General features: G+C 42.0%; 22 protein-coding genes. 13 read left to right on the top strand and 9 right to left on the bottom strand.

The annotated features are described in order from the left end of the window. Positions 1-63: 63 nt before the first annotated feature. From IR173_RS15810 to IR173_RS15825, 4 genes are all read right to left on the bottom strand, one after another. On the bottom strand, positions 64-492 hold the full coding sequence (locus IR173_RS15810; RefSeq protein WP_237040483.1) for an RNA-binding S4 domain-containing protein: 429 nt from the start codon (positions 490-492) through the stop codon (positions 64-66). Further along, positions 492-1,055, bottom strand: coding sequence for an aminoacyl-tRNA hydrolase (gene pth, locus IR173_RS15815; RefSeq protein ID WP_237040484.1), 564 nt, complete (start codon positions 1,053-1,055; stop codon positions 492-494). The genes IR173_RS15810 and pth overlap by 1 nt, the downstream gene beginning before the upstream one ends. Positions 1,056-1,079: 24 nt before the next feature. Then, the gene (locus IR173_RS15820; RefSeq protein ID WP_237040485.1) at positions 1,080-1,676 is read right to left on the bottom strand and encodes a 50S ribosomal protein L25/general stress protein Ctc; all 597 of its coding nucleotides are present in this window, start codon (positions 1,674-1,676) and stop codon (positions 1,080-1,082) included. A gap of 178 nt (positions 1,677-1,854) precedes the next feature. After that, entirely contained in the window at positions 1,855-2,235 is a 381-nt protein-coding gene (locus IR173_RS15825) for a PUR family DNA/RNA-binding protein (protein WP_237040486.1), read from the bottom strand. 193 nt (positions 2,236-2,428) lie between these two features. On the opposite strand from IR173_RS15825, the gene nusB reads away from it, so the two are divergent. The 5 genes from nusB (at position 2,429) to IR173_RS15850 (ending at position 5,864) form a co-directional block, all read left to right on the top strand. Next, positions 2,429-3,355 carry a transcription antitermination factor NusB gene (gene nusB, locus IR173_RS15830; protein WP_237040487.1) on the top strand — a complete coding sequence of 309 codons (927 nt, stop codon included), beginning with the start codon at positions 2,429-2,431 and terminating at the stop codon, positions 3,353-3,355. A gap of 56 nt (positions 3,356-3,411) precedes the next feature. After that, complete coding sequence (yajC, locus tag IR173_RS15835; protein WP_237040488.1) at positions 3,412-3,723, top strand: preprotein translocase subunit YajC; 312 nt, start codon at positions 3,412-3,414, stop codon at positions 3,721-3,723. 14 nt (positions 3,724-3,737) lie between these two features. Further along, complete coding sequence (locus IR173_RS15840) at positions 3,738-4,751, top strand: CdaR family protein (protein WP_237040489.1); 1,014 nt, start codon at positions 3,738-3,740, stop codon at positions 4,749-4,751. Beyond that, on the top strand, positions 4,744-5,340 hold the full coding sequence (gene coaE / locus IR173_RS15845) for a dephospho-CoA kinase (RefSeq protein ID WP_237040490.1): 597 nt from the start codon (positions 4,744-4,746) through the stop codon (positions 5,338-5,340). The genes IR173_RS15840 and coaE overlap by 8 nt, the downstream gene beginning before the upstream one ends. Positions 5,341-5,408: 68 nt before the next feature. Then, positions 5,409-5,864 carry a DUF5606 family protein gene (locus tag IR173_RS15850; protein ID WP_237040491.1) on the top strand — a complete coding sequence of 152 codons (456 nt, stop codon included), beginning with the start codon at positions 5,409-5,411 and terminating at the stop codon, positions 5,862-5,864. A gap of 204 nt (positions 5,865-6,068) precedes the next feature. Here the strand turns inward: IR173_RS15850 and clpB are convergent, their stop codons facing one another. Then, positions 6,069-8,657 carry an ATP-dependent chaperone ClpB gene (gene clpB, locus IR173_RS15855; protein ID WP_237040492.1) on the bottom strand — a complete coding sequence of 863 codons (2,589 nt, stop codon included), beginning with the start codon at positions 8,655-8,657 and terminating at the stop codon, positions 6,069-6,071. Between the two features lie 298 nt (positions 8,658-8,955). Between clpB and IR173_RS15860 the strand changes: the two genes are divergently transcribed. The 3 genes from IR173_RS15860 to IR173_RS15870 all read left to right on the top strand — a co-directional run bounded on the left by IR173_RS15860 (position 8,956) and on the right by IR173_RS15870 (position 11,527). Further along, the gene (locus IR173_RS15860; protein WP_237040493.1) at positions 8,956-9,537 is read left to right on the top strand and encodes a DUF6621 family protein; all 582 of its coding nucleotides are present in this window, start codon (positions 8,956-8,958) and stop codon (positions 9,535-9,537) included. A gap of 16 nt (positions 9,538-9,553) precedes the next feature. Beyond that, positions 9,554-10,450: a LysR substrate-binding domain-containing protein gene (locus IR173_RS15865; protein WP_237040527.1), complete on the top strand. Its 897-nt coding sequence runs from the start codon at positions 9,554-9,556 to the stop codon at positions 10,448-10,450. A gap of 90 nt (positions 10,451-10,540) precedes the next feature. After that, entirely contained in the window at positions 10,541-11,527 is a 987-nt protein-coding gene (locus IR173_RS15870) for a YeiH family protein (RefSeq protein WP_237040494.1), read from the top strand. 385 nt (positions 11,528-11,912) lie between these two features. On the opposite strand, the gene IR173_RS15875 is transcribed toward IR173_RS15870, so the two are convergent. After that, on the bottom strand, positions 11,913-12,398 hold the full coding sequence (locus tag IR173_RS15875) for a hypothetical protein (RefSeq protein WP_237040495.1): 486 nt from the start codon (positions 12,396-12,398) through the stop codon (positions 11,913-11,915). A gap of 130 nt (positions 12,399-12,528) precedes the next feature. Between IR173_RS15875 and IR173_RS15880 the strand changes: the two genes are divergently transcribed. Both IR173_RS15880 and tatC read left to right on the top strand, forming a co-directional pair. Beyond that, positions 12,529-12,738, top strand: coding sequence for a Sec-independent protein translocase subunit TatA/TatB (locus IR173_RS15880; RefSeq protein ID WP_237040496.1), 210 nt, complete (start codon positions 12,529-12,531; stop codon positions 12,736-12,738). A gap of 35 nt (positions 12,739-12,773) precedes the next feature. Then, positions 12,774-13,583 carry a twin-arginine translocase subunit TatC gene (gene tatC, locus IR173_RS15885; RefSeq protein ID WP_237040528.1) on the top strand — a complete coding sequence of 270 codons (810 nt, stop codon included), beginning with the start codon at positions 12,774-12,776 and terminating at the stop codon, positions 13,581-13,583. A gap of 80 nt (positions 13,584-13,663) precedes the next feature. Here the strand turns inward: tatC and ald are convergent, their stop codons facing one another. Further along, positions 13,664-14,755 (bottom strand): alanine dehydrogenase, encoded by a 1,092-nt coding sequence (gene ald, locus IR173_RS15890; protein WP_237040497.1) that lies wholly within the window; start codon positions 14,753-14,755, stop codon positions 13,664-13,666. Positions 14,756-14,951: 196 nt separating this feature from the next. On the opposite strand from ald, the gene IR173_RS15895 reads away from it, so the two are divergent. The 3 genes from IR173_RS15895 (at position 14,952) to IR173_RS15905 (ending at position 20,246) form a co-directional block, all read left to right on the top strand. After that, the gene (locus IR173_RS15895; RefSeq protein ID WP_237040498.1) at positions 14,952-16,619 is read left to right on the top strand and encodes a M23 family metallopeptidase; all 1,668 of its coding nucleotides are present in this window, start codon (positions 14,952-14,954) and stop codon (positions 16,617-16,619) included. 40 nt (positions 16,620-16,659) lie between these two features. After that, positions 16,660-18,306 carry a C69 family dipeptidase gene (locus IR173_RS15900; protein ID WP_237040499.1) on the top strand — a complete coding sequence of 549 codons (1,647 nt, stop codon included), beginning with the start codon at positions 16,660-16,662 and terminating at the stop codon, positions 18,304-18,306. 194 nt (positions 18,307-18,500) lie between these two features. Next, entirely contained in the window at positions 18,501-20,246 is a 1,746-nt protein-coding gene (locus IR173_RS15905; protein ID WP_237040500.1) for a phospho-sugar mutase, read from the top strand. Positions 20,247-20,697: 451 nt separating this feature from the next. Here IR173_RS15905 and IR173_RS15910 read toward each other — a convergent pair whose 3' ends face one another. Continuing rightward, positions 20,698-22,083 carry a DUF4270 domain-containing protein gene (locus IR173_RS15910; RefSeq protein ID WP_237040501.1) on the bottom strand — a complete coding sequence of 462 codons (1,386 nt, stop codon included), beginning with the start codon at positions 22,081-22,083 and terminating at the stop codon, positions 20,698-20,700. 19 nt (positions 22,084-22,102) lie between these two features. Continuing rightward, complete coding sequence (locus tag IR173_RS15915; RefSeq protein ID WP_237040502.1) at positions 22,103-22,927, bottom strand: glycogen/starch synthase; 825 nt, start codon at positions 22,925-22,927, stop codon at positions 22,103-22,105. Positions 22,928-23,027 lie beyond the last annotated feature (100 nt).

Below are 23,027 nucleotides of genomic sequence, written 5' to 3' on the forward strand. Positions count from 1 at the left end.
AGCCTTGTGATTAGCATGTAGGCCTTACGCGCACCGGCGTATAGGCTCTACGTACTAATATCTCTATTCCTCTTCAAAGTCAAAATCGAAATCGAAGTCGTCACCGTCCGGTAAATATTCCGGTGTGATAAACTCATCCATGCTGCGTCGGTCTTTCTTGGTAGGACGTCCGGTGCCACGGGCACGGTCGACAAAACCGCTGATTTTACTCATTTCCAATAATTCATATTGTTCCGGTGAAGTAACATTCTCCAGAATATCGGGAACAAGTTTTGCACCGACACGTTTTTCTATCGCTTGTAAAACTTTGAAGGAATAAGTGACAGGCGGTTTGCGTACCTCTATCACATCTCCCGGCTTTACCATACGTGCCGGTTTTACTTGTGAACCGTTTATGCTTACACGGCCTTTTTTACAAGCCTCTGCAGCTATTGTGCGCGTTTTAAAGATGCGTGACGCCCACATCCATTTATCTATTCTTGCTTCAGCCATTACTTTTTATTGTATTGGTTCATGGTTATATTGATACCGGCCAAGCAGAAACTTTTGATTATTTCGCATGCCAATTCCACACGTTCGTCCATGGTTTTCATATCTTCCTCTGTAAAGTGTCCCAATACAAAGTCTATTTGTCCTCCGCGTGGAAAGTCATTGCCAATGCCAAAGCGTAGGCGGGCATATTCCTGAGTTCCTAATGTGGCAGCTATATGCTTCAATCCATTATGACCGGCATCACTGCCCTTGCTCTTGAGACGTAAAGCTCCGAAAGGAAGGGCTAAGTCATCTACTATTATCAACACATTCTCCAATGGAATGTTTTCCTTCTGCATCCAGTAGCGCACTGCATTGCCACTCAGGTTCATATACGTAGAAGGCTTCAACAGAATAAGTTGACGTCCTTTGAGTGACATAGCGGCAGTAGCACCGTAACGGCCATCAGTAAAAACAAGATTGGACGCCTTTGCAAGGGCGTCCAATACATTGAATCCTATGTTGTGACGGGTATTTCGGTATTCTTCACCTATATTACCCAGTCCTACAATCAAATATTTCATTGAAAAGGATTAAGGGGTTAGTAATTACTTACCTGCAGTTGCAGCAGCACCACGTGCGGCACGAGTTAATTTAACAGCACAAACAACAGCTTCCTTAGCGTTAATCAATTCCAATCCTTCATAGTGCAATTCGCCAACTTTGATAGTTTTACCCAAACCTAAAGCAGTAACGTCGATAGTCAGACGTTCAGGAATTATATTGTATAAAGCTTTGACTTTCAGTTTACGCATCTGCAATGCCAATTTACCACCGGCACGTACACCTTCTGCCAAACCTTCCAACTGAACGGGAACTTCCATTACAATAGGTTTAGCTTCGTCAATCTGATAGAAGTCAACGTGAAGGATAGAATCCTTAACAGGGTGGAACTGGATATCTTTCATGATAGCGTTTACTGTTTTGCCATCGATGTTCAAATCTACAATGTAGATGTGCGGTGTATATACCAAATTACGCAGGCTGTCAGCAGTTACTGAAAAATGAGTTGCTACGGGATTTCCGTTTTCATCTTTCTGTACTCCGTATACTACACAAGGAACACCATTGTTCTTACGTAATTCACGAGTTGCTTTCTTTCCGAGGTCTGTTCTTACAGAACCTTTAATTTCAATTGATTTCATTGTTCTTTAATTTTTTGTGTTACTCTAAATTAAGTTGATTTTTGTTGCTTAATTCGCCATCACACGATGTGGTATATCACACGATGGAGCTTAAAAAAGCGGTGCAAAAGTAGTGCTTATTTTTGATTTGACCAAAAAAAGAACTCGAATTTTTTAATCCGGGTTCTTCCTTATATCATTAAAAGTCAATATCTATCTTTATTTCGCCGGGGCTTAGAGCCGCTTCATTTTCGTTTTCTTTTGTTTCCGGCATCTCTTCGCTATGATGAGGCTCTATCGGGCCTTGTTCGTCGGTAATGAACTGAATAGCCTGTTGAAGTCCGTTCGTAAACTTCTCAAAATCTTCTTTATATAGGAAGATTTTATGCTTTTCAAAACTCACTAGTGAATCGTCACCTTCACCCGACACAATTTTCTTACTTTCTGTGATAGCCAAGAACATTTCATCTTTCCGGTTTTTCTTCACATCTAAATAATAAATACGTTTTCCCGCTTTTATAGCTTTTGAGAAAACTATTTCTTTATCACCATCCACTACACTTTTCTTTTTCTCTTCCATAACTTGAATCTTTATAAATCGGCTTCAAAATTGGATATTTTTTTTTAATGGGCAAAGAATTTGCTCATAAACTTCGAGGAAAAAAGCGTTTTCCCCCTTTCTATACAAATTTTGCATTAAAAAATGTAATTATGTTATGTGAAATCAATGAAATTTCCTACTTTTGCAACTCCTTAATAATTTTATGTGAATTATGATAAATAGAGTTCTTATTCGTCTTAAGATAGTTCAGATAATCTATGCTTATTATCAGAACGGAGGGAAAAACTTGGATACTGCCGAGAAGGAGTTGTTCTTTAGTCTCTCTAAAGCATACGATCTGTATAACTATCTACTGCTTTTAATGGTTGAGGTAACTAAACAGGCAAACAAGAAGCTGAATGCTGCGAAAAACAAACTTATCCCTACCAAGGAAGAATTGTTTCCCAACACTAAATTTGTGGAGAATCGTTTTATAGCCCAATTGGAGGTGAATAAACAGTTGTTGGAGTTTGCCGATAATCAGAAGAAAACCTGGGAAAATGAGGCTGATTTCGTGAAGAATCTGTGTGAGCAGATTATGGAAAGTGATATATATAAGGAGTATATGGCAAGTGAAACTTCTTCTTATGAAGAAGACCGCGAAGTATGGCGCAAAATATATAAGAAGATAATCTTCAATAATGCAGAGCTTGACCAAGTACTGGAAGATCAAAGTCTGTATTGGAACGATGACAAGGAAATTGTAGACACCTTTGTTCTTAAAACAATCAAGCGTTTTGATGAAAAGAATGGTGCTAAACAAGAGCTGTTACCTGAGTTTAAAGATGATGAAGACCAGGATTTTGCACGCCGCTTGTTCCGTCGCGCTATTTTGAATTCTGATTATTATCGTCATCTTATCAGTGAGAACACCAAGAATTGGGATCTTGACCGTGTGGCATTTATGGATGTGATTATCATGCAGATTGCTTTGGCGGAAGTTCTTAGTTTTCCTAATATTCCCATTAGCGTGTCACTGAATGAATATGTGGAAATCGCTAAGTTGTATAGTACTCCTAAAAGTGGTGGGTTTATTAACGGTACATTGGATGGAATCGTTAATCAATTAAAAAAAGAGAACAAGCTGACGAAAAATTAATATCTTTGTTTGTTATCGTTAGTATAACAACATTATAAACTAAAAAACTTGAAAGTATGAATTTATCATTTGTATTTCTGCAGGCTGCAGGTGGAGGCGATTACTCATTCCTGATTATGATGGTAGCTGTTTTCGCTATTATGTATTTCTTCATGATTCGTCCGCAGAATAAAAAACAGAAAGAAATTGCAAATTTCCGTAAGAATCTGGAAGTAGGTCAGGAAGTGATAACTGCCGGTGGTATTTATGGAAAAATTAAAGAAATAGAAGATAACACCGTGGTATTGGAAATTGCATCAGGCGTAAAGATTAAGATTGATAGAAATTCTATCTATGCTAACGCTGCTGCAAACCAACAAACAAAGTAAAACTTATATAAGCTATGTTCGACAAAAGGAACATACGTATTTACTATTTGAGGACATTGGAGAAAATCAGAAGTTTCCTGCTTAGTCGTAATAGCAGGGAGTTCCTGATTTTCTTATTTTTTGTATTCGTTTCTTTCTGTTTCTGGTTACTTCAGATATTGAATGATGACTATGAAACAGAATTTTCGATTCCTCTCCGCATGAAGAATGTCCCTAATAATGTAGTGTTGACTTCTGAGTTGCCCAGTGAACTGAAGATAGGAGTGAAAGATAGGGGAACTGTATTGGCCAATTATATGTTGGGACAGACGTTTTATCCGGTTACAATCGATTTTAAAGACTATGAAAGCAAGGGCACACAAGTGCGTATTCCAATTTCTACTCTGTTGAAGAAAATTTCAGGTCAACTGAGTCAGTCAACTCGCTTGCTGACTGTTCGACCTGACACATTGGAGTTTATTTATACTAGGGGAAAAGCCAAAAAAGTTCCTGTCAAGTTGCAGGGAAAAATTGATTTAGACCGTCAGTATTATATTTCTAACGTTATTTATTCTCCTGATTCGGTAATGGTATATGCTCCTCAGGAAATATTGGATACCATTACTACCGCCTACACAGAGTCGGTGCTATTAGAGAATATGTCTGATACCACTCATCGTCGCGTCAGTCTGGCCAAAGTAAAAGGAGCCCGGTTTATTCCTGACTTTAATGATGTAACACTTATGCTGGATGTATATGCAGAGAAGAGTGTGGAAGTACCTGTGCGTGGTGTGAATTTTCCTCCTGATAAAGTGTTGCGTACTTTTCCATCCAAAGTGCAGGTCACTTTTCAGGTTGGACTGAGTCATTTCAAGGCGATTACGGCTGAAGATTTCTTTATAGGAGTGACTTACGAGGAATTACTGAATAATAAAGGAGAAAAGTGTCCGGTGAAACTTAAGTCTGTTCCCCGCTATGTGAACCATGTACGCCTCAATCCGCAGGAGGTGGATTATTTGATTGAACAACAAGTAGTATTCAATGATTAAGATAGCTATTACCGGAGGTATCGGTAGTGGGAAATCATATATTTCTCACTTGCTGGAGACCCTGAATGTACCGGTCTATAATGCTGATAATGAAGCTAAACGCTTGACGGTGTCCGATGAGGGGATTCGTCGGGAGCTTATTGCTTTATTGGGAGAAGAAGTATACGATAAAGAAGGGGCTTTGAATAAACCCCTGCTCGCTTCTTATCTTTTTTCAGCTCCTGAGCATGTGAAGCAAATCAATGCTATTATTCATCCTAGGGTGAGGGAAGATTTTATTCGTTGGACCGGAGAACTGGAAGGGTGTGAGATAGCGGGTATGGAATCAGCAATTCTGTATGAGGCCGGTTTTGAAAATACGGTAGATGCTGTGGTGATGGTCTATGCGCCATTAGAGCTAAGAGTGGAGCGGGCCATGCAGCGCGATAATGCGACAGAACAACAGGTGCGTGCACGTATCTCGGCACAGCTTGATGATGAGGAAAAACGCAGTAGGGCAGATTTTACGGTCTTGAATGACGGCACTGTTCCGCTGCTTCCACAGTTGGCGCAGGTAATGGAAGAATTAAAATCAGGAAAATTCATATAATAAATTTGGGAGTTTCAATCGCGAATTGTACTTTTGCTGCCTCAAACCATAAATAAAATAGAAATAGTATGTTAAAGACCATTTTATCAATCGCGGGCAAGCCCGGATTATATAAATTGATTTCTTCAGGAAAGAATATGTTGATTGTAGAAACAGTTGACGCTGCTAAGAAAAGAATTCCGGCTTACGGACAGGACAAGGTAATCTCATTGGCTGATATAGCAATGTATACAGATGCAGAAGAAGTGCCCTTGAGCGAAGTGCTGGAATCTGTGAAGAACAAAGAAAACGGAGCTGTGGCTTCTATTGACTATAAGAAAGCATCTGCTAATGAGCTGCATGCTTATTTTGCAGAAATTCTGCCAAACTATGACCGTGACCGTGTGCACACTAGTGATATCAAGAAACTGTTATCATGGTACAATATCTTGGTAAACAACGGTATTACAGAATTTGTAGAAGGAAATGTTGTGCCCACAGAAGAACCGGTTGCTGAAGAACCGGCAGCGGAAGAAGAAAAATAATACTTTTCCCCCTATTATTTATAAAAGGGGAGTGTGTCAAAACTAAACCAGCCTATCCAATCGTCAGTTGTAGGGGCAGGGTTTGCCTGCCCAAAGACACAAAGTAAACTGTTTTCGGGCGAGCGAACCTCGCCCCTACGAACTAAACGACAGCATTATCCACGTTTTGACACAACCCCTTTTTTATAGCATGATTATATAGAATTAGTTACGGAATATCAAACCGTCTCCTGCAGTTTCCACTATAATCGGTTTAGAGCGATCTACTTCTTGGGACAATAATTTCTTTGACAAGTCATTCAACAAGTAACGTTGGATGGCACGTTTCACCGGACGGGCTCCAAACTCGGGATCATACCCTGTGCTGGCAATGAAACGGATTGCTTCATCTGTCATTTGGAGAGTGATTCCGTTGTCGGCCAGCATATTCTTGATACCTCCGATTTGTAACATGACAATCTGTTCAATCTCTTCTTTGTTCAAAGGCAAGAACATGATTGTTTCGTCAATACGGTTCAGAAATTCCGGTCGGATTGTCTTTTTCAACATCGACATTACCTCTTTTTTCGTTTCCTCGACTATCACTTCACGATTTTCATCATTAATCTTTTCGAACTGACTCTGAATATAAGAGCTGCCCAAATTGGAAGTCATGATGATAATGGTGTTCTTGAAATTTACTGTCCGTCCCTTATTGTCTGTAAGCCGACCGTCGTCCAATACTTGAAGCAAGATATTAAATACATCGGGATGAGCTTTTTCTATCTCGTCAAACAGTATCACAGAATAAGGTTTACGTCTTACGGCTTCCGTCAACTGGCCGCCTTCATCATAACCTACATATCCGGGAGGCGCTCCAATCAGTCGGGATACAGAGTGCTTCTCCTGATACTCACTCATATCGATACGAGTCATCAGACTTTCATCATCGAACAGATAATCAGCCAATGCCTTGGCCAACTCTGTCTTGCCTACACCGGTAGTACCCAGGAAAATGAATGAACCAATCGGACGTTTCGGGTCTTGCAGTCCCGCACGGCTACGGCGAACTGCATCAGAAACGGCGGCAATAGCCTCTTCTTGTCCTACAACACGCAGGTGCAACTCCTGTTCCAGATTCAGTAATTTATCGCGTTCACTTTGCAACATCTTATTGACCGGAATTCCTGTCCAGCGTGACACCACATCAGCGATATCTTCGGCAGTGACTTCCTCTTTAATCATGGCATTGTCGCCCTGTTTATGCTTTAAGTCTTCCTGGATATCTTTGATTTCATTCTCCAGAGCCTGCAATTTTCCGTAACGGATTTCGGCTACTTTACCATAATCGCCTTCACGCTCCGCTTTATCGGCTTCGAATTTCAGTTGCTCTATCTCCTGTTTGTTTTGCTGAATCTTGTTTACCAGTTCTTTTTCACTTTGCCATTTTGCTTTATAGGAAGTTTCCTGCTCCTTCAATTCGGCAATTTCCTTATTCAGTTGCTGCAACTTAGGTTCGTCTTTTTCGCGCTTGATAGCTTCACGCTCAATCTCCAATTGTTTCAGGTGGCGTGAGATTTCATCCAGTTCCTCAGGAACAGAGTCGCGCTCCATGCGTAGTTTGGCAGCCGCTTCATCCATCAGGTCGATAGCCTTGTCGGGCAGGAAACGTTCGGTGATGTAACGGTTGCTCAGTTCTACGGCAGCAATGATGGCTTCGTCTTTGATACGAACCTTATGATGGTTTTCATACCGCTCCTTTAATCCGCGCAGGATGGAGATGGTACTCAGGGTGTCCGGTTCGGCAACCATTACGGTTTGGAAACGGCGTTCCAAAGCTTTGTCCTTTTCAAAATATTTCTGATACTCGTCAAGGGTTGTCGCACCGATACTGCGGAGTTCACCACGTGCCAATGCAGGTTTCAGGATGTTGGCAGCATCCATTGCACCTTCGCCTTTTCCGGCTCCTACCAAGGTATGGATTTCGTCAATGAACAAGATAATGCTGCCTTCCGACTTTGTCACCTCATTGATAACCGATTTCAAACGTTCCTCAAATTCACCTTTATATTTAGCACCGGCTACCAGTGCACCCATGTCCAATGAATAAATCTGTTTGTTTTTCAGATTTTCGGGCACATCACCACGAATGATACGGTGTGCCAAACCTTCGACGATGGCTGTTTTGCCTGTGCCCGGTTCACCGATTAAAATCGGATTGTTCTTGGTGCGTCGGCTTAGTATCTGTAACACTCGTCGGATTTCCTCATCACGGCCGATAACCGGATCAAGTTTTCCACTGCGGGCAGCTTCATTTAAGTTGATGGCATATTTGCTTAAGGACTGATAAGTATCTTCGCTGGATTGGGAAGTTACTTTTTCTCCTTTCCGTAGTTCAGTGATGGCAGCACGTAAATCTTTGTCGGTCATACCCGCATCCTTCAGGATGGTGGAAACGGTGCTCTTGACATTCAGTAATGCCAGAATGATAGCTTCCAGTGACACATATTCATCCCCCATTTCTTTGGAATACTGGGTGGCCCTTTGTAATACCTCGTTGCTTTCGCGGCTCAGATAAGGTTCTCCGCCGCTAACCTTCGGCAGTGAGTCTATCTGTTTGTCGATGACCAGCGTAACCTGCTGCGCATTCATCCCCAGTTTCTGGAAGATAAAGTTAGTCACGTTTTCACCGACTTTCAGTACACCGGCCAGCAAATGAACCGGTTCGATAGCCTGCTGTCCGCGGGCTTGCGTAAGGTTCACAGCCTCCTGCACTGCTTCTTGTGATTTAATTGTGAAGTTGTTAAAATTCATATTGTATCTCCTTTCTGTTTTATTTCAAAATACCTATTGAAAACGGAATCGCTACGTCTTTGTTCAATGTTTGGGGCGATTTCGGCAAAGAATGCTCAAATACTTTGCCAGAAGCTAATAGTGGAGGAAAAGAAGTGATAGGGGTAAAAGAATCAGACAAAATGGCAGGGCGAAGGAGTTGTTAAATGAAAAAAAGTCCGAATTGGATACAAAAAGGCAGAAAACTTTCGGAAGGAGAAAAGATTATTTCTATCTTTAGACCGATAATGTAGAATAAGAAAATGACAAAAGTAAGAATATGGCGAATGAGATGAATTTTGCAGAAACTGTAATGCTGATAGATGTAGCATATTTGGACAGAGTGTGTGGTGACTTGAAAAAGCATTTCACAGCAGTGCTGGGGCGTGAATTGCCGAAGGCGGATTTACCGGTGCTGATGGAGTGTCTGGCTTTGGATGCCGGACTGCAATTCGGAGAGAATAATGTTCAGATATTGCTTGTTTATGATAAGGAAAGTGAGAAGATGAGTACTTGCCAACCGGGTGATTTGCGTGAAGAATTGAATAATGTAGCTTTTAAGAGTCACTTGGGTGAGTTTGCTTTTTATTCTTTTGAACCTTCGGATATGGCAGGGCGGGATGAATTGTTTCTTGAATCACTGAAGGTGGTTGCGGATGCGAAAGATGTGAAACGCCTGATAGCAGTTCCTGCAGAAGAAGAATATGGTAATGAGCTTCCTGCTATATTAAATAAGGTGGACGGAAAGGAGAGTATGACTGTCTTTGGCATGAATCCGCCGGCCGAAGCAGCGGTTTATCAGTGGGAGATGTTAGGATTCGCTGTACTGCAAGCTTTAGGTATAAAAGCTGATGAACTGTAACAAAAAAGGGGAGTTTATGTCTGATTTCCGGTTGAGAGTATTCAGTTGTGTGGCAAAGAATCTTAGTTTTACTAAGGCATCTCAAGAGCTTTTCATCAGTCAGCCTGCCATAACAAAGCATATCCAGGAATTGGAGACGATGTATCAGACGCGCCTCTTTGAACGGATGGGGAATAAAATATCGCTGACTGATGCCGGAAAGTTGTTGCTGGAGCATTGTGAGAAGATATTGGAGGAATATGGGCGGCTGGAATATGAAATGAATCTGTTGCGCAATGAACATACCGGAGAATTGCGTTTGGGAGCCAGTACCACGATTGCCCAGTATGTGCTTCCCCCATTGTTGGCGCGTTTTATAGAGAAATTCCCACAAGTCTCTCTGTCTTTGTTTAATGGAAATTCCTCGGAAGTAGAGAAAGCCCTCCAGGAACATCGCATAGACCTTGCCTTGGTGGAAGGTAACATTCGGCAACCTAATCTGAAGTATACTTCGTTTCTGCAGGACGAGTTGGTTCCTGTTGTCCATATTCACAGCAAATGGATGGAATATGACGAAATCACATTAGAGGAGTTTAAAAAGATTCCTTTAGTGTTGCGTGAAAGGGGGTCGGGAACATTGGATATTTTGTTGGCAGTACTTCAAAAACACAATATAAAGTTATCAGATTTGAACGTAAAAATGTATTTGGGAAGTACGGAAAGCATTAAACTTTTTTTGGAGAACTGCGATTGCTTGGGGATTCTTTCTATACGTTCTGTCAATAAAGAATTGTATGCGGGTAAACTGAAAGTGTTGGAGATAAAAGATTTACCCATGTTCCGGGAGTTTGATTTTGTGCAACTGCAAGGTCAGGAAACCGGATTACCGGCTTTATTTATGCAGTTTGCCGAGCATTATAAAGAAAAGTTATAACCTATAAATAAAAACGATTGGTTATCTATCGAAACATATACTACCTTTGCACTCCGAAACAGAAAATAACATTTAAAGAAAGGTAGAAATATGATTTCAGTATCAGCTTTACAACAGAACAACAAAGTAATTTATGTAGGTATACTTTCCACATTGACTGTTTTTTTGTTAATGGATTATGTCCCGGCATTGGCCCCTTTTTCACATTGGGTCACTCCGCCGGTAGCTTTATTTTTAGGTTTGATATTCGCACTGGTGTGTGGTCAGGCTCATCCCAAGTTTAATAAAAAGACTTCAAAATATTTATTGCAGTATTCGGTGGTAGGCTTAGGCTTTGGCATGAATCTTCAAGCTTCTTTGGCATCCGGTAAGGAAGGTATGGAGTTTACCATCATTTCAGTGGTCGGAACAATGCTTATCGGTATGTTTATCGGTCGTAAAATATTGAAGGTGGATCGTGATACTTCTTATCTGATTAGCTCGGGAACAGCTATTTGCGGCGGTAGTGCCATTGCAGCTGTGGGTCCTGTCCTGAAGGCAAAAGACAGTGAAATGTCTGTAGCGTTGGCTACTATTTTTGTGTTGAATGCAGTAGCCTTATTTATTTTTCCCGTTTTGGGACACTGGCTGGGATTAGACCAGCAGCAGTTCGGAACCTGGGCAGCCATTGCCATTCATGATACCAGTTCGGTAGTAGGTGCGGGAGCGGCTTATGGTGAGGAGGCATTGAAAGTGGCTACTACCATTAAATTGACTCGTGCTTTGTGGATTATCCCATTGGCATTGGCTACTTCATTTATCTTTAAAGGAAGCGGCAAGAAAATCAGTGTTCCTTGGTTTATCTTTTACTTTATAGGTGCCATCATTCTCAATACCTATGTGTTGGACGGTATTCCTCAATTAGGAGAGGCTATTTCGGGTTTGGCACGTAAAGGGTTGATTATAACAATGTTCTTTATCGGTGCGTCATTGTCGATGGATGTATTAAAGCAAGTAGGAATGAAACCGCTTATTCAGGGAGTGATTCTGTGGGTGGTAATCAGCTTGAGCACATTGGCTTATATATTATTGTTCTAAGATTAGATATCAGAACTTCGATATATTTAAATAGAGTGTGTCGAAATGCTCCTAAACTAAAAATCACCCTCGCTGCAGCTCAGCCTGTGGCGAGGGTGATTTCGATAAAAGGGGTTGTGTCAAAACGTGGATAATGCTGTCGTTTCGTTCGTAGGGGTGAGGTTCGCTCGCCCGAAAACAGTTTGCTTTGTGTCTTCGGGCAGGCAAACCCTGCCCCTACAGCTGACGATTGGATAGGCCGGTTTAGTTTCGACACACCCTCTTGTTCTTTTGGAAAAGGTTCGAGAGGCTTTTAAAAAGACTAAGGAGTTTTCTGAAAAGACCAAAGAGTTTTCCGAAAAGACTAAAGAGTTTTTGAAAAAGACCAAAGAGTTTTGGGGAACACTTAAAAAGCCTGTTTGAATTTACTTTCTTCGAAGTTCGCTTTCAGTTGTTCATCGTTTTTGGCACTGTTGACAATATTCGTCAATACATTCGCTTTGGTGACTTCTACCACGATATGTGTTTTATATCGTCCGCCGGTTTGTTCACTGTTCTCGCAGATGATTTTCATTTTAACCACTTCTTGTTGTATTGCTCCCTGAATCAAACTGTTGAGTTGGGCTATGTCAGCGCCGGATATTTTAGTCTGTGATTTGGCGGCGGCTTCTGCTTTTGTTTTAATTTGGTTTTCAAGAGCTGTTCGGGCACTGGTCATGGCTTTCTTCTTGGAAGCTGTCGCATCACTGCTCAGTGCAGATGCATACGCACGGAAATACTCGGTGTTAGTGGTATACTCACTACCCGTGCATGGTCCTGTACTTTGGGCGTGTGTCAATGTTGTTATCGCAAAGAACACAACCAATAAACTAATGAATTTGTAACATTTCATAGCGTGTATTTTATCAATTTCTTGCGAAGGTAGGAGAATTTTTGATAATATTAATAAGAAAAGAGAAAAAAATGATGGGGCTTGGTGGCTGAAATGATTATATTTGCAGAAATAAATAAGGATAAGGAAAATGATAGCCACATTGTTATTTTTAGGATTGGGTATGCAGGAAGTGCTGTTTCTTGCTCTCATCATACTTTTGTTTTTCGGAGGAAAGAAGATTCCTGAGCTGATGAAGGGCTTAGGCAAAGGGGTGAAAAGCTTTAAGGACGGAATGAATGGAATTGAAGACGAACCGAAGGATAAAGAGGACAAAGACACACAGCAGAAAGATAAGTGAGGTGGATTGTTTGGTGGGCAGCAGTTATGGATAAGATGAGAAATGGACAGCATGAGGCACTTACCTTCTGGGGGCATTTAGATGAATTGCGCCGTGTTCTGTTTCGCATGATGGTGGCGGTGATTACCCTTATGCTGATTGCATTTTTCTTTAAAGATGAATTATTTGCCATTGTCCTTGCGCCTAAAGAGTCTGATTTTATTATATACCGGCTTTTCTGCGAGATGGCAAATTGGATTTCTATGCCATCATTATGCCCGGAGACTTTTAGCGTAAAGCTGATAAATACACAATTGGCGGCACAGTTTGTCACTCACATGAGTGTATCGATGTATGCCGGTATCTTGTTGGCTTCCCCTTATATCATTTATCAATTATTTCGCTTTGTGTCACCAGCATTATACGAAAGCGAGAAAAAATATTCCACGCGGGTTGTAGGGTGGGGGTATATTCTTTTTATGTCGGGTGTCTTGTTGAACTATTTTCTTATTTTCCCTCTTACATTCCGATTTCTGGCCACATATCAGGTGAGTGATGCCATAGAAAATACCATCACGCTGTCTTCTTACATAGACACTTTAATGATGATGAATCTCATGATGGGGATTGTGTTTGAAATACCTGTCCTTTGCTGGTTGTTTGCCAAATTGGGTTTTCTTACAGCCGGATTTATGCGGCGGTATCGTCGTCATGCCATTGTCATTATTTTGATTGTCGGTGCCGTTATCACTCCCACCTCTGATGTGTTTACGTTGTTGATGGTATCTGTCCCGATGTATATACTTTACGAAGGCAGTATATGGGTGGTGAGCCGTACGGAGGAAAAGCTTGATGGTTCAAAATAAAGAAATGTATTAAAAACCAGTAAGAATTATCGTTGTGATAATGCTATGGCTTTTAATACATTCGCTTCTTTAAAGGGAGATTATATGTTCCATCCGAAGGCTTCTGCAACAGCCGGGAATACTACTTTACCATCCACGATATTCAATCCTTTCTTGAGTCCGGAATCTGTTTCACAGGCTTTTTCCCAGCCCATGTCAGCCAGCTTGACGGCATAAGGCAATGTTGCATTGGTCAGTGCCAGAGTGGAAGTGCATGGCACCGCTCCGGGGATATTGGCTACACAGTAATGGATGATTCCATCGACTTCATACGTCGGTTCGGCATGTGTGGTGGGGTGTGATGTCTCGAAACAACCTCCTTGGTCAATGGCTACATCTACCAATACACTTCCTTTCTTCATCAGTTTGAGCATAGGGCGGGTAATGAGGTGAGGAGCTTTTGCTCCGGGAATCAAAACTGCCCCTACTACCAAATCGGTGGTAGCGAGCTCTTGCTCTATATTGTGGGTGGATGAGAATAATGTTTTCACATTTTTGGGCATAAATTCATTGAGTTGTCTTAGGCGAGGAAGAGATATATCGCAAATGGTGACATCTGCTCCCAGTCCGGCAGCCATTAAAGCGGCATTGGTTCCCACAACTCCGCCGCCCAAAACTAATACCTTTGCCGGTTTTACCCCTGGAACTCCACCCAGCAAGATTCCTTTTCCACCTTGTGGTTTCTCTAGAAAACGTGCACCCTCCTGCACAGACATACGTCCGGCCACTTCACTCATCGGAATCAATAAGGGCAGCGTGCCTTGTTTGTCCACTACGGTTTCGTAAGCCAAACATACCGATTTGCTTTTTATCATGGCTTCCGTCAATTGCAGGTCGCAGGCAAAATGGAAATAGGTGAATACTAATTGCCCCTCGCGCACCAGGCTGTATTCGCTTTCGATAGGTTCTTTGACTTTGATAATCATTTCGGCAGTTCCATACACATCTTCGATGGTGGGGAGTATATGCGCTCCGGCCTTTTCATAGTCCTCATCGGCAAATCCACTGTTAGTACCGGCGGTGTGCTGGACATACACCGTGTGACCTCTTTGCACCAACTCTCGTGCTCCCGCGGGAGTTAACGATACACGATTCTCGTTGTTTTTGATTTCTTTAGGAATTCCTACTATCATAATCGTCACATTTAAGGGGTTTGAATATATCAAAGGTAACAAAATGTCAGAAAAGTAGGTTTCCTGCAGCTTTGTTTTTTTTCTTTCAGGAGTATGTTTAGCAACACAAATTAAGAGGAACTTTTGAATTTATTTTGTAAGTTTGCACCTGCCCGTATGCAGGGGCAGAAAAGAATAGAAAAACAGATAGGAAAAAATGACGATACGCACTTATATATTGGCCCTTGCACTGGGAGGCTGTCTGGCGTCTCAGGCACAGGAACATCCTGATAAACCTTTTATTTCTCCTTTTGATTTTCCGTTGACTTTAAGCGGTAATTTTGGAGAGTTGCGTGCCAATCATTTTCACGGAGGGGTGGATTTTAAAACGCAGGGGGAGATTGGCAAGCCCATTCATTGCATAGCCGACGGTTATGTGAGCCGTGTGTCGGTTACCCCCGGAGGTTATGGACAGGCTTTGTATGTCACTCACCCTAATGGCTATACTTCCGTGTACGGACATATCTCGAAATTTGCTCCGGCTGTGGCGAAGTTGGTGGAAGAATATCAGTATGAGAATGAAACTTTTGCGGTAGACTTAAAGTTTGAACCTGACCAACTGGTTTTTAAGGCCGGTGAGATTATTGCTTTGAGTGGGAATGAGGGGTATTCGTTTGGCCCTCATTTGCACATGGAGATTCGTCATACAGATACCGGCGAGTTGATAGACCCTTTGCAGTTCTATACAGATAAGGTGAAAGATACGACTCCCCCTCGTGCCACTTTGGTGATGCTTTACCCTCAGCCCGGGAAGGGAGTGGTGAATGGGGCTGCAAAGAAGAAAGCGATTCCGGTCTCCGCACTGGGAACTCCGGTTGAGGCTTGGGGAGAAATAGCAGCAGGTATAAAGGCTTATGACTATATGGATGGCACACATAATAATTATGGGGTGCGTTCTGTAGTGCTTTATGTAGATACGGTTGAAGTGTTCCGAAGTACGGTGGATGGCGTTTTGCCGGAAGAAAACCGCATGATTAACGCTTGGACGGATTATGAGGAGCATGTGAAGAATAATAGTTGGGTGATGCGTTCGCAGGTACTTCCGGGAAATCCTTTGCGTATGTTGCAGGCCAATGAAAAAGGGGGAGTCGTGACAATTGATGAGGAACGGGATTATCACTTCCGTTATGAATTGGAAGATTTGTATGGCAATAAAAATACATATCGGTTTGTTGTGCGTGGATGCCGGATGCCGATAGAAGAATATCATCCGCAGGTGAAACATTATTTGGAATGGAATAAGGGTAATGTGGTGCAAGAACCCGGGATGGAATTGGTGATTCCGCGGGGAATGTTGTATGAAGACATTGCATTGAACAGTAAAGTGATAAAGGATACTGCCGCTATCTCTTATGAATATCAGTTGCACGACGAAGCTGTACCTTTGCAGGCGGGATGTACGCTGATGATTGGTATACGCCATCTTCCGGTGTCGGACACGTCGAAATATTATATAGCCCGTAAATGGGGGAATAAGAAGGGTTCGGCAGGAGGGGAGTTTGATAACGGCTGGATGAAAACAACCATTCGTGAGTTGGGGACATACACTGTGGCTGTCGATACGGTTCCTCCGAGAGTCACTCCTCTGAACAAGCCCCAATGGAAAAGTGGAAATATACAATTCAGGATTGGTGATGCCGAAACAGGTGTTAAAGGTTATAAGGTGATGATTGATGGTCGGTTTGCACTTTTCGGCTTCAGCTCGAAAACAGCCCGGCTGTCAATGAAGCATCCGGAGCGTTTGAAGAGGGGAGTGCCCCATAAGTTAGAGATTATTGTGACCGATTATTGTGGCAACGAGACGCGGGAAGAATATAAATTTTAAGCAGTAGAAAACAGAATAACACAATTAAAAAGTTATATAAATGAAGAACAAGCTAATTTTAGGAGCTGCCTTGTTGATGGCAGCCGTGACCGAAACACTGGCCTGTACCAACTTTATTGTTGGCAAAAAGGCATCGACAGACGGTTCGGTTATTGTATCTTATTCAGCCGATTCATACGGAATGTTCGGTGAGTTATATCATTATCCGGCAGGTATGCACCCCAAAGGTACCATGCGTGATATCCATGAGTGGGATACAGGTAAGTATTTGGGGCAGATAAAGGAAGCTCCCCAGACTTACAATGTGGTAGGCAATATGAATGAATATCAGGTGACGATTGGAGAAACGACCTTTGGCGGTCGTGAGGAGTTGGTGGATACTACCGGCATTATGGATTACGGCAGCCTCATTTATGTTGCTCTCCAACGTTCGCGTACAGCGAAAGAAGCTATTGAAGTGATGACTGACTTGGTCAAGGAATACGGTTATTACAGCAGTGGCGAGTCATTCTCCATTGCAGACCCCAACGAGGTCTGGATTCTGGAAATGATAGGCAAAGGACCGGGGGTGAAAGGCGCAGTCTGGGTAGCTGTCCGAATACCGGACGACTGCATTGCAGCACATGCCAATCAAAGCCGCATCCACAAATTCAATATGAATGACAAGGATAACTGTCTTTACTCTCCTGATGTGATTTCGTTTGCTCGTGAGAAAGGCTATTTTGACGGTATGAACAAGGATTTTAGTTTTTCAGAAGCCTATAATCCTTTGGACTTCGGCGGTCTCCGTTTCTGTGAGGCACGTGTATGGAGCTACTATAATATGTTTAATAAAACGGTAGGAGACACCTATTTGCCTTATATAAAGGGAGACAGCAAGGAACCGATGCCTCTTTATATCAAGCCCGACCGTAAACTGTCTGTGCGCGATGTGCAAAGAGCCATGCGCGACCATTATGAAGGCACTCCGCTGGATATAACTAATGATCCGGGAGCCGGTCCCTTTAAAACGCCTTATCGTTTGTCGCCGTTAACTTATAAGGTAGGCGACAAGGAGTACTTTAACGAACGTCCGATTTCTACTCAGCAGACTGCATTTACATTTGTGGCACAGATGCGTGCTGAACTTCCCGATGCGATAGGTGGTGTATTGTGGTTTGGTGCGGATGATGCCAACATGACAGTTTTTGCTCCGGTCTATTGCTGTACAGACAGAGTTCCTGATTGTTATAGCGGTAAAGAAGCAGACTGTGTAACCTTCTCATGGAATTCTGCGTTTTGGATTTACAACTGGGTGGCCGATATGATTCGTCCTCGATACAGTTTGATGATTGATGACATGCGTGCGGTTCAAAACAATTTGGAGGATACTTATGACAGTGCACAGAGTGGTATTGAAAATGCTGCCTTGAGCCTTTATGAGAAAGATCCGGTTAAAGCGAAAGAGTTCTTGACTAACTATTCTTGTATGACAGCACAATCGGCGGTCGACAGTTGGAAGAAATTGGGTGAATTCCTTATCGTGAAATATAATGATGGTGCAGTGAAGAAGATGGCACAGAACGGTTCTATCTTGCGTCCGGAAACAGGAAACTGTGCCCCGCTTGTACGTCCGGGCTACCCCAAAGAGTTTTTGGAAGAATTGGTGAAAGCCACAGGAGACCGTTATAAGGTGACAGAACAGTAAGCCTGTTCCTAATTCATTCGACAATGGAAAGCTGTCCGCATTACATCTTTGCGAAGGTGTAATGCGGATTCGTTTTTTTTATGGATATCGGTGTGGATTCCATTATAATTTATTTCTTCAAAAGATAGGAATTGTGAACTTATTATTTTACATTTGCGTATTATTAAAATATTAACCCTAATAAAATAAATCACATGGAAAATGAAGAATTGATTCAGCAAGTGACTGAAAAAGCAAAGAAGTGGTTAACTCCTGCGTACGATGCCGAAACTCAGGCAGAAGTGAAACGTATGTTGGAAAATGAAGATAAAACCGACTTGATAGAAGCATTTTATAAGGATTTGGAATTTGGTACAGGCGGTTTGCGAGGTATCATGGGAGTAGGCAGCAATCGCATGAATATATATACTGTCGGTGCAGCTACTCAGGGTTTGTCAAACTATCTTAATAAGAATTTTAAAGACCTTGAACAAATATCTGTTGTGGTAGGTCACGATTGTCGTAATAACAGCCGTTTGTTTGCTGAAATTTCAGCGAATATATTCTCGGCTAACGGCATTAAGGTATATCTGTTTGAAGATATGCGTCCGACTCCTGAAATGTCTTTTGCCATTCGTCATTTGGGATGTCAAAGCGGTATTATCCTGACAGCTTCTCATAATCCGAAAGAATATAACGGCTATAAGGCATATTGGGACGATGGTGCGCAAGTGTTGGCTCCTCACGATAAAGGTATTATTGACGAGGTGAATAAGATTGCTTCGGCTGCCGATATTAAGTTTGAAGGAAACAAAGAACTGATTCAGGTGATTGGCGAGGACATAGATAGTATTTATTTGGATAAGGTTCATACTATTTCCATTGATCCTGAAGTAATTAAGCGTCAGAAGGATTTGAGCATTGTGTATACTCCGATTCATGGAACCGGTATGATGCTGATTCCGCGTGCCTTGAAGCAGTGGGGCTTTGAAAACGTACACTGTGTGCCCGAACAGATGGTGAAGAGCGGTGATTTCCCAACTGTTATTTCACCGAATCCCGAAAATGCAGAGGCTTTGTCTATGGCTATAAATTTGGCTAAGAAGATTGATGCTGATATTGTGATGGCCAGTGACCCGGATGCCGACCGTGTAGGTATGGCTTGTAAGAATGACAAAGGCGAATGGGTATTGATTAACGGTAATCAGACTTGCTTGCTTTTCTTATATTACATTATCAAGAACCGTATTGCAATGGGTAAGATGAAGGATAATGATTTTATCGTCAAGACCATTGTTACTACAGAACTTATCAAGGCTGTGGCCGACAAGAATAAGATTGAGATGCGCGACTGTTATACCGGTTTTAAATGGATTGCACGCGAAATCCGTTTGAGTGAAGGCAAACAGCAGTATATCGGTGGCGGTGAAGAAAGTTATGGTTTCTTGGCTGAAGACTTCGTTCGTGATAAAGATGCTGTCTCTGCTTGTACACTGTTGGCTGAAATCTGTGCTTGGGCCAAAGACCAGGGCAAGACCTTGTTTGATGTTTTGATGGATATCTATGTGGAATATGGTTTCTCTAAAGAAACGACAGTCAATGTGGTGAAGCCCGGTAAGAGTGGTGCAGATGAAATCAAAGCAATGATGGAGAACTTCCGTGCTAATCCTCCGAAAGAAATCGGTGGTTCTAAAGTGGTATTGGCAAAAGATTACAAGACTCTGAAAGCTACAGACGGCGAGGGTAATGTGACGGATATCAATATGCCTGAAACATCTAATGTATTGCAATATTTCACAGAAGACGGTACTAAGATTTCTGTTCGTCCTTCAGGTACCGAACCAAAGATTAAGTTCTATGTGGAAGTAAAAGGCGAGATGGGATGTCCTAAGTGTTATGATGCCGCTAATGCTGCTGCTGAAGAAAAAGTAGAGGCCGTAAGAAAGTCATTGGGTATTTAACCCGATTATATTCTAAGATAAGATAAAGGGGGCAAAAGTCAAATCGTTTTGGACTTTTGCCTCCTCTTTTTTATGCCTACGCAAGCATAGCTTCACACGTATATACGTGTGACCTTAACATATATACGCATGTGGGTGTGTCAAAATGTGGATAATGCTGTCGTTAAGTTCGTAGGGGCAAGGTTCACTCGCCCGAAAACAGTTTGCTTTGTGTCTTCGGACAGGCAAACCCTGCCCCTACAGCTGACGATGGGATAGTTTTGACACACTCCTATGCGTACTAACGTGTGTAATCCGTGCCGTTAGAATTTGGTATATAAGACTTGCATCTTTAANCTCGCCCGAAAACAGTTTGCTTTGTGTCTTCGGACAGGCAAACCCTGCCCCTACAGCTGACGATGGGATAGTTTTGACACACTCCTATGCGTACTAACGTGTGTAATCCGTGCCGTTAGAATTTGGTATATAAGACTTGCATCTTTAATTCATTTCCTGCTTTGGTGCCGCCTTTCAACTCAGCACTCTCCATACCCAAGCTGTTGCTTACCCCGATAATCGAATTGTTTGTATCAAAGTCCACCTTTACAGGTATCAGCACAACTTTATTCCAATCAGGATTCTTTTCAACCCACGCAGGGTCATCAGCCAATCCTTTCTTCTTCTCTTCAATGCAGTAAGTAATCAGTTGGGCAATATTGGAGAAAGTGTATTTATTACTGCTGCTGGTAAAGCTTGTGATGAAAGAGGATATATTGTCAGTAATCTTATTCTCTTCAAAGAACGAGTACATCTCCTTCTTCCTTACCATTAATAGATACTGAGGAATACCCATTGTAAAGCTACCGTTGTTCTTTTCGTTAAAGCGGGTAAAAGAAAGGGTCGCAGCATTCAATGTATCATTCTGATGCATATCATATATTTCGTCAACAGGCAGTGTCGCTTCTGTATAGATTCCGGCAGGAGTCTTTATGTAAGTACAATTATCTTTGTCCACCAGTTCTTTCAGTCTTTCGGAATTCTGGAAACGATTGGCCTGAATTACCTCTTTTGTTGCGGCAAAATCAGCGAACGTATTTACCAAAGAGTCGAGCTTGTTGGAAGAACTCTTAATCAATCTGCTGAAATGCATACGCAAGTCAAGGTTGTCGATATACAGAATAGTACCGTCGCCATGTGTGCAACGTACATAGATGCCCTTTAAGACATTCTTGATAAAAGCATCGGCATTCTTATAGTTGTTTTTATCTTCCTTATATTTCTCATACATAAATTTCCCAAGATTAGTGGGCAATTTTATGGTTTGAGTATAATATCTGCTGCCAAGTGTATCAGTGAGGTGAGCATCAGCTCCGGCTGCCGAGTAAGCTTTTACGGCGATAGGTTTGGCACTTTCGTTGTAATAATTGTCGGGATTTACATTTGTATAAAATGTGTTCAAGTCTCCCTCCGGTATTACCTTGTCCAAGGTATCAATTCTCATGCGCATGGAGTTTAGGGAATCTCCGAAAAATGTCGTATACTGGATAAAGAGTGTCAGTCCTGTAATCTCTTGCACAGCTTCGGGGAACTCGAAATCATCCGTACAGTTGAATTGCGCCATAAAGTCGGACGTGAATTCACCGAACTGAGGGTCGGTATAACGTCCCAAATAGGCAGTACTGGTACGTGCATATACGGAATCCGCTAAAATAGAACGAGTCGTGACATCATAAATTTTACCTCCGGCCTGAATGTGGTCTCCGTCCGGAATTGTAGTATCACCGACGCCCGGTGTCGTATCGTCGCAACTGTATATAAGTGCGGCTAACAACAATGCGCATAAATATTTGATTTTCATTTTCGTAATCTATATTGATTTATTTCTTTTCAAACTCCCAAACTTCATCGTAGAAGTTATTAAAAGCGTCTACATAGGTTTCGGGTGATTGGTAATCAAGAACAGGAATACCTGATTCGCGTGCGAACTTCATTACATTCTCATTTACTTTCTCACTATTTTGGATGACACCGTCTGAATAGGCGATAGCCAGTTTACAAAGCTCTTCATAATTAGCCGGAGTCTTGATAATGTTGTCTACATCACTTCTTTCAATGCCTTTCAGCATCAACTTCTCGACTAAATCGCCTTGAAATTCCGACTTAAAATCATCTCCGAATACAGAGAATACAACTTTAGAATCTCTGAAAGACGGTTCGTCCTGATATGCTTTTTTAATGTAGAGAGGTACAAATGCACTCATCCAGCCCTGACAATGGATAACGTCAGGACACCAACGCAGTTTCTTTACTGTTTCCAATACACCGCGTGCATAGAAGATAGCACGTTCGTCATTGTCTGTGTATTCTACTCCGTTTTCATCAGCTACCATTTGACGGTGCTGGAAATAATCATCATTATCAATGAAATATACCTGCATGCGGGCGGCTTGGATTGACGCAACCTTGATAATCAACGGATGGTCTGTATCGTCGATAATCAGGTTCATACCCGACAGGCGAATGACTTCGTGTAATTGATTTCTGCGTTCATTAACATTGCCCCACTTCGGCATAAAAGTTCTGATTTCTCTGCCTTTTTCCTGAATAGCCTGAGGAAGATATCTTCCCATGTTTGCCATTTCGGATTCGGGAACGTAAGGGGTAATCTCTTGTGTAATAAATAAAACTTTATTTGCCTTCATCTTAACTTTTTGTTGCTCATAAACATTTTGCAAAGATATAAAAAAAATAGCTGAGAGAGACAAAAATACACACTTAATAATTCCTTATGATTTGTTAAGG

The organism is Phocaeicola faecalis (assembly GCF_021730445.1).
GTDB classification, from domain to species: domain Bacteria; phylum Bacteroidota; class Bacteroidia; order Bacteroidales; family Bacteroidaceae; genus Phocaeicola; species Phocaeicola faecalis.

What these genes read in the sequence shown, in the direction of transcription:
- nusB (WP_237040487.1), top strand. Translation starts at nt 2,429, where the DNA reads ATGATAAATAGAGTTCTTATTCGTCTTAAGATAGTTCAGATAATCTAT.
- IR173_RS15850 (WP_237040491.1), top strand. Translation starts at nt 5,409, where the DNA reads ATGTTAAAGACCATTTTATCAATCGCGGGCAAGCCCGGATTATATAAA.
- IR173_RS15820 (WP_237040485.1), bottom strand. Translation starts at nt 1,676, where the DNA reads ATGAAATCAATTGAAATTAAAGGTTCTGTAAGAACAGACCTCGGAAAG.
- IR173_RS15810 (WP_237040483.1), bottom strand. Translation starts at nt 492, where the DNA reads ATGGCTGAAGCAAGAATAGATAAATGGATGTGGGCGTCACGCATCTTT.
- yajC (WP_237040488.1), top strand. Translation starts at nt 3,412, where the DNA reads ATGAATTTATCATTTGTATTTCTGCAGGCTGCAGGTGGAGGCGATTAC.
- IR173_RS15880 (WP_237040496.1), top strand. Translation starts at nt 12,529, where the DNA reads ATGATAGCCACATTGTTATTTTTAGGATTGGGTATGCAGGAAGTGCTG.
- coaE (WP_237040490.1), top strand. Translation starts at nt 4,744, where the DNA reads ATGATTAAGATAGCTATTACCGGAGGTATCGGTAGTGGGAAATCATAT.
- clpB (WP_237040492.1), bottom strand. Translation starts at nt 8,657, where the DNA reads ATGAATTTTAACAACTTCACAATTAAATCACAAGAAGCAGTGCAGGAG.
- IR173_RS15875 (WP_237040495.1), bottom strand. Translation starts at nt 12,398, where the DNA reads ATGAAATGTTACAAATTCATTAGTTTATTGGTTGTGTTCTTTGCGATA.
- pth (WP_237040484.1), bottom strand. Translation starts at nt 1,055, where the DNA reads ATGAAATATTTGATTGTAGGACTGGGTAATATAGGTGAAGAATACCGA.
- IR173_RS15900 (WP_237040499.1), top strand. Translation starts at nt 16,660, where the DNA reads ATGAAGAACAAGCTAATTTTAGGAGCTGCCTTGTTGATGGCAGCCGTG.
- ald (WP_237040497.1), bottom strand. Translation starts at nt 14,755, where the DNA reads ATGATAGTAGGAATTCCTAAAGAAATCAAAAACAACGAGAATCGTGTA.
- IR173_RS15865 (WP_237040527.1), top strand. Translation starts at nt 9,554, where the DNA reads ATGTCTGATTTCCGGTTGAGAGTATTCAGTTGTGTGGCAAAGAATCTT.
- IR173_RS15905 (WP_237040500.1), top strand. Translation starts at nt 18,501, where the DNA reads ATGGAAAATGAAGAATTGATTCAGCAAGTGACTGAAAAAGCAAAGAAG.
- IR173_RS15825 (WP_237040486.1), bottom strand. Translation starts at nt 2,235, where the DNA reads ATGGAAGAGAAAAAGAAAAGTGTAGTGGATGGTGATAAAGAAATAGTT.
- IR173_RS15895 (WP_237040498.1), top strand. Translation starts at nt 14,952, where the DNA reads ATGACGATACGCACTTATATATTGGCCCTTGCACTGGGAGGCTGTCTG.
- IR173_RS15860 (WP_237040493.1), top strand. Translation starts at nt 8,956, where the DNA reads ATGGCGAATGAGATGAATTTTGCAGAAACTGTAATGCTGATAGATGTA.
- IR173_RS15840 (WP_237040489.1), top strand. Translation starts at nt 3,738, where the DNA reads ATGTTCGACAAAAGGAACATACGTATTTACTATTTGAGGACATTGGAG.
- tatC (WP_237040528.1), top strand. Translation starts at nt 12,774, where the DNA reads ATGAGAAATGGACAGCATGAGGCACTTACCTTCTGGGGGCATTTAGAT.
- IR173_RS15910 (WP_237040501.1), bottom strand. Translation starts at nt 22,083, where the DNA reads ATGAAAATCAAATATTTATGCGCATTGTTGTTAGCCGCACTTATATAC.
- IR173_RS15870 (WP_237040494.1), top strand. Translation starts at nt 10,541, where the DNA reads ATGATTTCAGTATCAGCTTTACAACAGAACAACAAAGTAATTTATGTA.
- IR173_RS15915 (WP_237040502.1), bottom strand. Translation starts at nt 22,927, where the DNA reads ATGAAGGCAAATAAAGTTTTATTTATTACACAAGAGATTACCCCTTAC.